11 protein-coding genes are annotated in these 12,590 nt (G+C 67.2%); 7 read left to right on the top strand and 4 right to left on the bottom strand.

The genetic code is table 11. The features are described from left to right. Positions 1-161 precede the first annotated feature (161 nt). Positions 162-1,133, bottom strand: a complete 972-nt coding sequence (locus tag ABE423_RS19225; protein WP_032129941.1) for an aldo/keto reductase — start codon at positions 1,131-1,133, stop codon at positions 162-164. A gap of 193 nt (positions 1,134-1,326) precedes the next feature. On the opposite strand from ABE423_RS19225, the gene ABE423_RS19220 reads away from it, so the two are divergent. From ABE423_RS19220 to ABE423_RS19200, 5 genes are all read left to right on the top strand, one after another. After that, positions 1,327-2,625, top strand: a complete 1,299-nt coding sequence (locus tag ABE423_RS19220) for a nucleoside transporter C-terminal domain-containing protein (RefSeq protein ID WP_010481870.1) — start codon at positions 1,327-1,329, stop codon at positions 2,623-2,625. Between the two features lie 25 nt (positions 2,626-2,650). Further along, the gene (locus tag ABE423_RS19215; protein WP_132809230.1) at positions 2,651-3,616 is read left to right on the top strand and encodes a ribokinase; all 966 of its coding nucleotides are present in this window, start codon (positions 2,651-2,653) and stop codon (positions 3,614-3,616) included. A 148-nt stretch (positions 3,617-3,764) separates the two neighbouring features. Then, positions 3,765-4,196, top strand: a complete 432-nt coding sequence (locus ABE423_RS19210) for a hypothetical protein (protein WP_125895534.1) — start codon at positions 3,765-3,767, stop codon at positions 4,194-4,196. 147 nt (positions 4,197-4,343) lie between these two features. Then, on the top strand, positions 4,344-5,339 hold the full coding sequence (gene dusB, locus ABE423_RS19205) for a tRNA dihydrouridine synthase DusB (protein ID WP_346487187.1): 996 nt from the start codon (positions 4,344-4,346) through the stop codon (positions 5,337-5,339). Between the two features lie 86 nt (positions 5,340-5,425). Continuing rightward, complete coding sequence (locus ABE423_RS19200) at positions 5,426-6,253, top strand: class I SAM-dependent methyltransferase (RefSeq protein ID WP_032129690.1); 828 nt, start codon at positions 5,426-5,428, stop codon at positions 6,251-6,253. A 363-nt stretch (positions 6,254-6,616) separates the two neighbouring features. On the opposite strand, the gene ABE423_RS19195 is transcribed toward ABE423_RS19200, so the two are convergent. The 3 genes from ABE423_RS19195 to ABE423_RS19185 form a co-directional block, all read right to left on the bottom strand. After that, positions 6,617-7,684: a metal-dependent hydrolase gene (locus tag ABE423_RS19195; protein ID WP_125895532.1), complete on the bottom strand. Its 1,068-nt coding sequence runs from the start codon at positions 7,682-7,684 to the stop codon at positions 6,617-6,619. Positions 7,685-7,828: 144 nt separating this feature from the next. Then, a complete protein-coding gene (locus ABE423_RS19190) occupies positions 7,829-8,629 on the bottom strand; it encodes a UDP-2,3-diacylglucosamine diphosphatase (protein ID WP_253144696.1) in 801 nt (266 codons plus the stop codon). Continuing rightward, complete coding sequence (locus tag ABE423_RS19185; RefSeq protein WP_346487185.1) at positions 8,626-10,341, bottom strand: lysophospholipid acyltransferase family protein; 1,716 nt, start codon at positions 10,339-10,341, stop codon at positions 8,626-8,628. Before ABE423_RS19185 ends, ABE423_RS19190 begins: the two co-directional genes overlap by 4 nt. Before the next feature lie 335 nt (positions 10,342-10,676). Here ABE423_RS19185 and metK point away from each other — a divergent pair, with 335 nt between their 5' ends. Continuing rightward, positions 10,677-11,888, top strand: coding sequence for a methionine adenosyltransferase (gene metK, locus ABE423_RS19180; RefSeq protein WP_010481882.1), 1,212 nt, complete (start codon positions 10,677-10,679; stop codon positions 11,886-11,888). A gap of 138 nt (positions 11,889-12,026) precedes the next feature. Beyond that, a complete protein-coding gene (locus ABE423_RS19175; protein WP_049399791.1) occupies positions 12,027-12,533 on the top strand; it encodes an acyl-CoA thioesterase in 507 nt (168 codons plus the stop codon). Positions 12,534-12,590: the final 57 nt, after the last annotated feature.

The following is a 12,590-nucleotide window of genomic DNA, read 5'->3' as shown; positions in this document are numbered from 1 at the left end:
ATCGCCTGGGGTGTCTTCAAAAGCGGCCGGGACTTCGATCCGGCCATGCTGAAGGTGGGTCAAGCCTGCTTCCAGCAGGCTTGACCACGAACATAGGATCTCGACTCTACAAAGGTCCGACCAACCTGGAGTCGAGCGTGGCTCGACTCTCCAAAGGGTTGTCAGGCGAAGACGGCTTCGACCTGGGCCCAGCCGGCCGCGTCGACCTGCTCCAGCACGTCCAGTGCCTGCAGGTTCTGCAGCAGCTGGCTGACCCGGCTGGCGCCGAGGATCACGCTGGAAACGTTCGGGTTGCGCAGGCACCAGGCGATGGCCAGCGTGGCCGGGGCATGGCCGAGCGCGCGTGCCACCTCGCTGAAGCGCCGCACCTGGCCCAGGCGGGCCCCGGCGTCGGCCCCCAGCACCAGGTCCTGCAACCACTCCATGCCTTCCCGCCCCAGCCGCGCATCGGCCGGGATGCCCTGGTCGTACTTGCCAGTGAGCAGGCCCGAGGCGAGCGGCGAGAAGATGGTGGTGCCCAGGCCGGCACCCGCATACAGCGGCGCGTACTCGACCTCGACCCGCTCGCGGTGCAGCAGGTTGTACTGCGGCTGCTCCATCGACGGGCCCTGCAGGTTGCGCGCCTCGGCGATGTCCAGCGCCTGCTGGATCTGCGCCGCCGACCACTCCGAAGTGCCCCAGTAGAGGATCTTGCCCTGCCGTACCAGGGTATCCATGGCGTGCACGGTCTCGGCGATCGGCGCGTCCGGATCCGGGCGGTGGCAGTAATAAAGATCCAGGTAGTCCACCCGCAGGCGCTTGAGCGCGGCATGGCAGGCGTCGGTCACGTGCTTGCGCGACAAGCCGCGCTGGGTCGGCCGCGGGTCCTTGGCACTGCCGAAGAACACCTTGCTGGACACGCAGAAACCGTCGCGCGGCAGTCGCAGGTCGGTGATCACGTCGCCCATGACCTGTTCGGCACGGCCGTTGGCATAACCCTCGGCGTTGTCGAAGAAGTTGACGCCATGATCCCAGGCGGCGGCCACCAGGTTGCGGGCCTCATCGCGCGGGACCTGGTCGCCGAAGGTCACCCAGGCGCCGAAGGACAAGGCGGAAATCGGCAGGCCGGTGGAGCCCAGGCGACGGTATTGCATGCGAATCTCCTGCTGCGGGCCCGCATCCGGGCCGGGATCGAACCCCATTCTACCCGCCGCCGCCAGCCGCAAGCCCTTGCCGTTGCTGGCCTGATCGGTACCGTTGGCCGCGCACACGCTGCTTTTTCTTGCCCCGGCCCCTGCCCTGCACTAGGCTTCCCGTTTTTCGCGACGCCCCAGGGGAGTCACTCACATGGTCGAAGGTTTGGGCAGGATCGGCTTCGGCCTGTTCGGGTTGGCGGTGCTGATCGGCATCACCTGGTTGTTTTCCAATAACAAGCGCGCGGTTGACTGGAAGCTGGTTGCCACCGGTATCACCCTGCAGATCGCCTTCGCGGCGCTGGTGATCCTGGTGCCGGGCGGGCGCGACGTGTTCGACGCGCTGGGCAAGGGCTTCGTCAAGATCCTCAGCTACGTCAACGAGGGCTCGGGCTTCATCTTCGGCTCGTTGATGGACACCAAGAACTACGGCTTCATCTTCGCCTTCCAGGTGTTGCCGACCATCATCTTCTTCTCTGCGCTGATGGGGGTGATGTACCACCTCAACATCATGCAGGGCATCGTGCGCGTGATGGCCTGGTCGATCACCAAGGTGATGCGCGTGTCCGGTGCTGAAACCACCAGCGTCTGCGCCAGCGTCTTCATCGGCCAGACCGAGGCGCCGCTGACCGTGCGCCCGTACATCGCCAGGATGACCCAGTCCGAGCTGCTGACCATGATGATCGGCGGCATGGCCCACATCGCCGGCGGCGTGCTGGCGGCCTACGTGGGCATGCTCGGCGGTGGCGACCCGGCGCAGCAGGCCTTCTACGCCAAGCACCTGCTGGCGGCCAGCATCATGGCCGCCCCGGCCACGCTGGTCGTGGCCAAGCTGCTGATCCCGGAAACCGGCACCCCGCTGACCCGCGGCACGGTGAAGATGGAAGTCGAGAAGACCTCCAGCAACATCATCGACGCGGCCGCCGCCGGCGCCGGTGACGGCCTGAAGCTGGCGCTGAACATCGGTGCGATGCTGCTGGCCTTCATCGCCCTGATCGCGCTGCTGAATGCCCCGCTGACCTGGATCGGCGATGTGACCGGCCTGGCCGCTGCCATCGGCAAGCCGACCAACCTGTCGACCATCTTCGGTTACGTGCTGGCCCCGATCGCCTGGGTGATCGGCACCCCGTGGGCCGATGCCACCACCGTCGGTTCGCTGATCGGCCAGAAGGTCGTGATCAACGAGTTCGTGGCCTACACCGAGCTGTCGCAGATCGTGAACGGCCAGATCGCCGGCGTGAGCCTGTCCGAGGAAGGTCGCCTGATCGCCACCTACGCGCTGTGCGGCTTCGCCAACTTCAGCTCGATCGCGATCCAGATCGGCGGCATTGGCGGCCTGGCCCCGGAACGTCGCCACGACCTGGCCAAGTTCGGCCTGCGCGCGGTGTTGGGCGGTACCATTGCCACCTTCATGACGGCGACCATCGCCGGCGTGCTGACGCACTTCAGTTGAACCCTTGGTTGAGAAAAGATTCCCTATGAGCAGCAGTGTCGTTGTCGTCGGTTCCTTCAATGTCGATCACGTGTGGCGGTGCGAGTCGCTGCCGGCACCGGGTGCGACCATTGCCGGCCGTTACAGCACCGGCCCCGGTGGCAAGGGCTTCAACCAGGCCGTGGCGGCCTGCCGCGCCGGTGCCGACACGCACTTCGTGTGCGCGCTGGGCGACGACGCTGGTGGCGCCACCGCCCGTGAGCTGGCCGCGCAGGACGGCTTCGGTCTGATCGCCGAAGCCAGCAGCGAACCGACCGGCACCGCCGGCATCTACGTCGATGCCCGTGGCCGCAACACCATCGTGATCGGACCGGGTGCCAACGCCGCGCTGAGCACCGACTTCCTGCAACAGCAGCAGGCCCTGCTGACCGGCGCCAAGGTGGTGCTGGTGCAGCTGGAATCGCCGGTGCAGACCATCGAAGCGGCACTGGCTACGGCCCGCGAGGCCGGCGTCACCACCGTGCTCAACACCGCACCGGCCGACGCCCCCTCGACCATCGGCCTGCTCAAGCTGGCCGATGTGATCACCCCGAACGAAACCGAGTTCGCAGCCCTGCTCGGCCGCCATGTCGGTGAGCGCGTGGATGCCAATGACGTCGCCGCGCTGGACGGTGCCAGCCTGCATGCGCTGTGCCGCAAGCTGGTCGGCAACGGCACCGTGGTGGTGACCCTGGGTTCGGTGGGTGTGTTCGTGTCGCATGCCGACGAGAACCTGCGCGGCGATACCCAGCCGTACTACCGCGTGGGTGCCGAACAGGTGCAGGCGATCGACACCACCGGTGCCGGTGACGCCTTCAACGGTGCGCTGGCAGCGTCGCTGGCGCAGGTGGCCGACGCCCCGTTCGCCCGCCACGTGCGCTTCGCCAACCAGTTCGCCGGTCGTTCGACCGAGAAGGAAGGCGCTGCGGCGGCGATGCCGCGCTTCACCCCGGCCGACGTGGAAGTGAAGTAGATCCACGCCATGCGTGGATGGGAAGGCCCGGGTGCGCTGGCATCCGGGCCTTTCTTTTGCCCATTGTCCAGCTCTGCGACCGCCTGCCGCATTGCCCTCACCCCGCCCCTCGCCGAACATCCGCGCAGCTTCTCTGCACGGGCAGGACATGAACGGATTCCCCTGGTTGCTGGTTGCCGCCGCCGGCAGTGCCATCGCAGCCTTGCTGCATATCGGCTGCATTGCCTTTGGGGCACCCTGGTACCGGTGGTTCGGCGCTGGCCAGCGCATGGTCCGGCTGGCACAGGCGGGGCATTGGTGGCCACCACTGATGACCGCCGGCATTACTGCCGTGCTGGTGGCCTGGACGCTGTACGCGCTGGCAGCCGCAGGCTGGCATTCGCCGCTGCCGGCCAGCCGTCCGGTGCTGTCGGGCATCGCCCTGCTGTTGCTGGTGCGCGCGGCGATGGGCTTCGGGCTGGCGCTGCTCCGGCCCGGCTACAACGGCCGGTACTTCTGGGTAGTCAGTTCACTGGCCTGCCTCAGCCTGGGGCTGGCCTTCGCGTTGGGTACCCGCCAGGCCTGGCAGAGCCTGGGGTAGCCGCCTACCATCGCCCGCCCTTGGGGGCGGCGGAAGCAACCGTCAAGCATCTGTTGATGCCGGTACGGCATGAGCTGGGTGCGGATCGGCCTGAACCGGAACGCCCCCGACACGGCCGTACCGCCGCCCGCGCCCTACAATGGGCGCATGCAGATCGGCCCGTATACCATTGCCCCCAACGTCGTGCTGGCGCCCATGGCCGGCGTCACCGACAAGCCTTTCCGCCTGCTGTGCAAACGGCTGGGCGCGGGACTGGCCGCCTCGGAAATGACCATCAGCGACCCGCGCTTCTGGACCACGCGCAAGTCGATCCATCGCATGGACCATGAGGGCGAGCCGGCACCGATCAGCGTGCAGATCGCCGGCACCGAGCCGCAGCAGCTGGCCGAGGCCGCGCGCTACAACGTGGACCACGGCGCGCAGATCATCGACATCAACATGGGCTGCCCGGCCAAGAAGGTGTGCAACGCCTGGGCCGGTTCGGCACTGATGCGCGACGAGCAGCTGGTGGCGCGCATCCTCGAAGCCGTGGTCAACGCGGTGGACGTGCCGGTCACGCTGAAGATCCGTACCGGTTGGGACTGCGACCATCGCAATGGTCCGGTGATCGCGCGCATCGCAGAGAACAGCGGTATCGCCGCACTGGCGGTGCACGGCCGCACCCGCGACCAGCACTACACCGGCCAGGCCGAGTACGCCACGATCGGCGAGATCAAGGCCGCACTCCGCATTCCGGTGATCGCCAACGGCGATATCGATTCGCCGCAGAAGGCCGCCTACGTCCTGAAGGAAACCGGCGTGGATGCAGTGATGATCGGCCGCTCGGCACAGGGCCGGCCATGGATCTTCCGCGAGGTGGCGCACTACCTGGCCACCGGCGAGGAACTGCCGCCGCCATCGGTGGCGGAAGTGCGCGACATCCTGCTCGGCCACCTGCATGCACTGCATGCGTTTTATGGCGAGCCGCAGGGCGTGCGCATCGCGCGCAAGCACCTGGGCTGGTACGCCAAGGATCGACCGGAGAATGCCGCCTTCCGCGCAGTGGTCAACCGCGCCGAAGACCCGCAGAGCCAGATCGCGCTGACCACCGAGTACTTCGACCGCCTGATCGCCGGGGAACCGGCGTTGTCATCTGCTGCCTGAGCGTATTGCCACGCCGTCGAGTCGAGCTTGCTCGACTGATTTCCCGGAGCCGTCGAGCAAGCTCGACGCTACAAGAGCCCGCCCCCATGACCCCGCCGATCTCCTCCCCGACCTACCTGCACGGATTCTCCGGCACCGAGCAGCAGCGCCTGATGACCCAGGCACGGCTGCTGGAATCGAGCATCTTCGGCCAGATCGACTACAGCGGCGCGCGTCGCCTGCTGGAAGTCGGCAGCGGCGTCGGCGCACAGACCGAAATCCTGCTGCGCCGCTTCCCCGATCTGCACGTGACCGGCGTGGACCTGAGCGAAACACAGCTGGCCACCGCGCGCGAGAACCTGGCGCGCACACCGTGGTGCAGCGACCGCTACACCCTGCAGCAGGCCGACGCCGGCGAGCTGCCGTTCGAAGCACGCAGCTTCGACGCGGCATTCCTGTGCTGGGTGCTGGAGCACGTGCCGTCACCAGCACGCGTACTAAGCGAGGTGCGCCGCGTGCTGGCCCCGGGTTCGCCGGTCTACATCACCGAAGTGATGAATGCCTCGTTCCTGCTCGACCCGTATTCGCCGCATATCTGGCGCTACTGGATGGCGTTCAACGATTTCCAGTACGACCACGGGGGCGACCCGTTCGTCGGCGCCAAGCTGGGCAACCTGCTGCTGGCTGGCGGCTTCCGCGACGTGCACACCGAGATCAAGACCATCCATCTGGACAACCGCGAACCGGCACGCCGCAAGACGATGATCGCGTTCTGGGAACAGCTGCTGCTGTCGGCTGCCGACCAGCTGCTGCAGGCCGGATCGGTGGACGAAGAAACCGTGGAAGGCATGCGTCGCGAGTTCCGTCTGGTGCAGAACGACCCGAATGCGGTGTTCTTCTATTCGTTCGTGCAGGGCCGCGCCACGGTGTATTGATTCGGTGGAGCCACGTCATGCGTGGCTGCCTTCGCCGATGCCCCCGCCATCCACGCATGGCGTGGATCTACGGATGCGACACTGCACCGCCGATGGAGGAAGTAGAGCCACGCCATGCGTGGCTGCCTTCGCCGATGCCCGCGTCATCCACGCATGGCGTGGATCTACGGATGCGACACTGCACTGCCGATGGAGGCAGTAGAGCCACGCCATGCGTGGCTGCCTTCCGATGCCCGCACCATCCACGCATGGCGTGGATCTACGGATGCGACACTGCACTGCCGATTGAGGCAGTAGAGCCACGCCATGCGTGGCTGTCTTCGCCAATGTCCGCGCCATCCACTCATGGCGTGGATCTACGGATCAATGCACGGCGCTGTGGTCGGCCGCACCCGGCTGTGCTGCCGGCTCCTGCCAGATCCGCTGCCACATCGCGGCCAACCGGCGTCCGACGTCGGCGCGTGCAGCCGGGCTGCTGTAATCCACCCGTACCTGCTCGGGCGTGATCGCCCGCCACTGCCCATCAGCCTGCTCGGCCACCGTGAAGTTGAAGGTGTAGTCCGGTTCCAGCCCCATACGCAGGTCGCTCAGCACCAGCCGGCCGTCCACCACCTGCGCACGCATGAAGCCACGATTGAACCACGTCAGCTGCTGCACCGCCGGGATGGCCTGCGCTTCGCGCAAGGCCTGCACATTGGATGCGTGGCCTTCGAACTGCATCGGCCCGTGGTCGGCCACCAGCGAGCGGTCGCCCACCACGTAGCCGTTCGGCGTCATTGCCACCACGCGCCACAGCAGGGTGTTGAATGGCATCGGCACCGAGAAGCGCGGCGCATCGCCCAGGCCCATCGCCACCAGGCTCTGCTGGGCAGCACGGTCGACCTGCGCCTTGGCGATCAGGCCCCAACCCAGGTACGCACTGCTGACCAGCAACGCCACACCCAGCACCTTGCCAGCCCAGGGGCGGGCGCGACCAAACCAGGCCAGCACGCAGCCCAGCAGCAGCCATACCGTGTAGCCGAGATCGATGATGAAGACACTTGAACCCATGGTCGGGTGTGGGCGCAGCGGCCACCACAGCTGGGTGCCGTAGACGGTGAACGCATCCAGCATGGGATGGGTGACCAGCGCCAGCTGGATCGCCCAGAACCAGCGCACCGGTGACTGGGCGACGCGGCCATTGCCGAAGCGCTTGAACAACCACCAGATCAGTGCCGCCACCCAAGGCAGCACCAGCAGCGAGTGGCTGAAGCTGCGGTGTTCGATCATGTTCGCCACCGGGTCGGCGGCAGTGAAGCCGAGCCACAGGGCGTCGAGGTCCGGCAGGGTGCCGAGCGCGGCACCGGCCAGCAGGGCCGCACGGCGATGTCCGGGCGGGGCGATGACAGCAGCGACGGCGCCGCCGAGCACGATCTGGGTCAGGGAATCCATGGGCCGATGCTAGCGGCTTGCGGGCGTGCCGTCTTGATGGCACAGCCGCTCGCGCTCTTTTGTAGAGTCGAGCCATGCTCGACTGCTGTACGCGGGGCAGTCTGAGAAGAGCAGTCGAGCATGACTCGACTCTACAAGAGTGGGTCAAGCCGCTTGCTTGATGCGCGCGCCCGGCAGTTCCACCAGGGTCTGGCCATTGTGGTCGAGCAGGCGCAGCGCGCCATCATGGTCTTCGGCCAGCGCGGTCAGGCTCTCCACCCAGTCGCCGTCGTTGGCATAGACCAAGCCATCGCGCTCGAACAGCGCAGCGCGGTGGATGTGGCCACAGACGATGCCATCCAGTCCGCGCCGCCGCACGTCGTCCAGCCCGGCCTGCACGAAGCGCTCGATGTAGCGTTCGGCCGCACCGCTGCGCTTCTTCAGGAACTCCGACAGCGACCAGTAGCGCATCCCCAGCAGCCGCCGCACAGCATTCAACGCCTGGTTGCCGGTCAGGATGCGGTAGTACAGCCAGTCACCGAACTTTTCCTGCAGGCCACCGAAGTGGGTCACGCCGTCGTACTCGTCCCCATGCGCAACGAGCAGGCGACGGCCATCGGCGGTCACATGGATGGCGCGACGGCGCACCTGCATCGCTGGGAGCATCAGCCCGCACACGTGGCGCAGTGACGCGTCATGGTTGCCCGGGATGTAGACGATCTCGGTCCCGGCACGGCGCAGCGCGTGCAGGGCCTGGATGACTTCGCTGTGCGACTGGCGCCAGTTGGCGCGGCGATGCGCCATCCACCACAGGTCGATGATGTCGCCCACCAGGTACAACCGTTCGCAGCGCAGCTGCGAGAGGAACCGCGCCAGCTCGGTGGCATGGCAATGACGTGACCCCAGGTGCACGTCGGAGACGAACACTGCGCGCCGGTGCGGCGACAGGTTCGCCAGCGCGCTCATGCCGGCGTCCCCGCGTCGCGCAGGTAGCGTTTGCGCTTGTTCGGCCTGATCGCGCACAGGTCCACTTCAATCAGGCCGTCGATCGAATCACTGAAGTCCGGGTCGACACCAAAGGCAAGGAAACGGGCGCCACCGGGTTCGCACAGATCGGTGTACTGGCGATACAGCGTCGGCACGCCGGTGCCGAGTGCGGCCAGGTTGGCCTTGAGCACGTCGAACGCGGCACCTGCATCCAGCTCGCCGAAACTTGGCGGCGCGGCGAAGTACTGGAACGGGCGGTTCGATTCGGCCAGGCCGGCGGTACCGCTGTAGTAGCGCTGGTAGTACGCCACCAGCTGCTCGCGTGCATCGCGTGGCAGCGCTGCGCTGATCGACACGGCGCCGAACAGGTAGCGGATGCCGGGCCGGCACTGCAGGTAGGCGCCGATGCCCTGCCACAGGTAGTCCAGGCTGCGGCTGCCCCAGTAATCAGGCACCACGAAGCTACGGCCCAGTTCCAGGCCTTCGGCGATGTGGGTGATGGCATCGTCGGAATAGCGGAACAGCGACGCGCTGTAGAGCCCGGACAGGCCGTGCCGGGCCAGCGCGTGGGCACCACGCATGATCCGGTAGGCGCCGGCGATGCGCTGCGCGGCGGCGTCCCATATCACGATGTGTTCGTACCGCGGGTCGTAATCATCCAGATCGCGGCTGCGCCCGGTGCCCTCGCCTACCTGGCGGAAGGTCAGCTCGCGCAGGCGCCCCAGCTCCAGCAGCAGCGGCGAATCGGCGGTACAGGTCGCCAGCAGGATCTGCTTGCCGTCGGCGGTCTGGCCCAGCTGGGTCGCCGCGGCGATGCCTGCGGCCACCTGTGAAGGCGGCACCGGGGACGCCAGCGGCTCGGGGCCTGCTACAGCAGCTGCATCGCCCGCCGCCCCATTACGGCCCAGCGCATACAGCGCGCGGCGCACCGCCAGCAGCTGTGCGCCCGGGTCGCCGCCCTTGCCCAGCTGCATCGGCTCACCGATGCTCAGCCGCAGCGGACGGCCACGACGGGTGAACATCTCGCGCGCCAGCAGCGCGGTGCCCGCCGGCTTGAACAGGGTCGAGGCGCCGTAGAACAGCGCCGAGTTGCGCGCCTCCACCCGCACCGGCAGCACCGGCGCGCCAGCGGCACGGGCAAAGCGGACGAAACCGCGCTGCCACCGGCCATCACGGATGCCGCGCAGCGACAGCCGCGAGACCTCGCCGGCCGGGAACACAATCACGCACTGCTCGGCGGCCAGCGCCTCTTCGACGGCATGCAGGCTGCCACGCTGGACCTTGCCACCGAGGATGCGTACCGGCAGCAGCAGGTCCTGCAGTGGCGCGATTGCCCCCAACAGGTCGTTGGCCACGATCCGCACGTCACGGCGGATGCGGCCGACCGCGTCCAGCAGGGCGAGGGCATCCAGTGCCCCGGAGGGATGGTTGGCGACGATCAGCAGGCGGCCGGTGGCCGGGATCCTGGCCAGCGCGGCCGGGTCCACCTGGTACTGGCCGTCGATGAACTCCAGGCCGGCGGCGACGAAGCCGAAGCCACGCAGGCCTGAGCTGCGCTGCAGGAAGGCTTCGATCTGGTCCAACCGCGACCAGCGACCGACGCTGCGCAGCAACGGCCGCGCCAGTTGGCCCCGGCGGCCATGGAACCAATCGGGGAAGCGTTGCTGGAGACGCTGTTCAAGTTCCTGCATGGCGGATCCACTCATGCCCGGCGGCCGGATTGGCCGACAGCCTGCGCCCGGCAGGCGGCAGCCAGATGGCGGTTTTTGGGCAGAACGATGACGGCCGCACAGCCGCTGCCGGGCGTTGTGGCCCGCGCAGTCGGGGCCGGTAGCCGCGCGCTGCGTTGTCACGCTGGTGGAACACTGGACCTCGAGGCTGAGCCCCAATCCCGGCCGGACGGCCCCTGCCGGGCCTACGCGGGCTTAACCACCGGCAACCGGTACAGGTTCACAATGCACAGGCGGCGCACCCCGTGTATCATTCGCGCCCATCTTTCCATCCGAATCAAGGGATATTACGCCTGATGTCCAGCTATCTCTTCACCTCCGAGTCGGTCTCCGAAGGCCATCCGGACAAGGTTGCCGACCAGATCTCCGATGCGGTGCTGGACGCGATCCTGACCCAGGACCAGCGCGCCCGCGTGGCCTGCGAGACCATGGTCAAGACCGGTGTTGCCATTGTGGCCGGTGAAATCACCACCAGCGCCTGGATCGACCTGGAAGCGCTGACCCGCAAGGTCATCACGGACATCGGCTACGACAGCTCCGACGTCGGCTTCGACGGCGCCACCTGCGGCGTGCTGAACCTGATCGGCAAGCAGTCGCCGCACATCGCCCAGGGCGTGGATCGCAAGAAGCCGGAAGAAATGGGCGCTGGCGACCAGGGCCTGATGTTCGGCTATGCCACCAACGAGACCGACAGCTACATGCCGGCCGCGATCCACCTGTCGCACCGCCTGGTCGAGCAGCAGGCCAAGATCCGCAAGAAGAAGAACTCGCCGCTGTCGTGGCTGCGCCCGGACGCCAAGAGCCAGGTCACCCTGCGCTATGAAAACGGCGTGGTCTCGGCCATCGACGCCGTTGTCCTGTCGACCCAGCATGCCCCGGGCATCAAGCAGAAGGACCTCATCGAGGCCGTCCGCGAAGAGATCATCAAGCCGGTGCTGCCGGCCAAGTGGCTGCACAAGGGCACCAAGTTCCACATCAACCCGACCGGCAAGTTCGAGATCGGCGGCCCGGTGGGCGACTGCGGCCTGACCGGCCGCAAGATCATCGTCGACACCTACGGCGGCTGGGCCCGTCACGGTGGTGGCGCCTTCTCCGGCAAGGACCCGTCCAAGGTCGATCGTTCGGCTGCCTACGCGGCCCGCTACGTCGCCAAGAACGTGGTTGCCGCCGGCCTGGCCGACCGTTGCGAAGTGCAGGTCTCCTACGCCATCGGCGTGGCTGAGCCGACCTCGATCTCGGTCACCACCTTCGGCACCGGCAAGATCAGCGACGACAAGATCGAGAAGCTGATCCGCAAGCACTTCGACCTGCGCCCGTACGGCATCATCAAGATGCTGGACCTGGTGCACCCGATGTACCAGCAGACCGCGGCTTACGGCCACTTCGGCCGCAAGCCGAAGGAGTTCAGCTACCTCAACGGCGAAGGCGAGACCGTCAACGCCACGGCCTTCTCCTGGGAGAAGACCGACCGCGCCGCCGCCCTGCGCGCCGATGCGAAGCTGAAGTAAGAAACACGAAGGGCCGCGCAAGCGGCCCTTCTGCTTCTGGTAGAGCCGGCCGCTGGCCGGCTTTTTCATGGCCTCCGGGAACAATCGCGTGGTTGCCGGCCAGCGGCCGGCACTACCGGTTGCCGATACAATCGCCCCATGTCGACCGAACTGAAAACCCACCAGCTGTCCATGACCGTGCTGATGTCGCCGGAGATGGCCAATTTCTCCGGCAAGGTCCACGGCGGCGCCATCCTGCGCCTGCTCGACCAGGTCGCCTACGCCTGCGCCAGCCGTTACGCCGGCAGCTACGTGGTCACCCTGTCGGTGGACCAGGTGATGTTCCGCCAGCCCATCGCGGTGGGCGAGCTGGTCACCTTCCTGGCCTCGGTGAATTACACCGGCACCTCGTCGATGGAGATCGGCATCAAGGTGGTGGCCGAGGACATCCTCAAGCGCAGCGTGCGCCATGCCAACAGCTGCTTCTTCACCATGGTGGCCGTGGATGAGGAAGGCCGGCCAACGCCGGTGCCGTCATTGCAGCCGGTCACGTCGGACGAGAAGCGCCGCCAGGCGGCCGCATTGATCCGCCGCCAGCTGCGCCAGGAAATGGAGCAGCGCCATCTGGAACTGCTGGCGTCGAACCCGCCGTCGCCGGAAGAGTGAGGTAGTGCCGGCCGCTGGCCGGCAACCTCGCGCGTGTTGCCAGACATCATGAGATGC

It is taken from the genome of Stenotrophomonas sp. TWI1409 (assembly GCF_039673015.1).
GTDB lineage: Bacteria > Pseudomonadota > Gammaproteobacteria > Xanthomonadales > Xanthomonadaceae > Stenotrophomonas > Stenotrophomonas maltophilia_A.
Note: the sequence above shows the minus strand (reverse complement) of the source record. Positions and strands in the feature narration are given on the sequence as shown.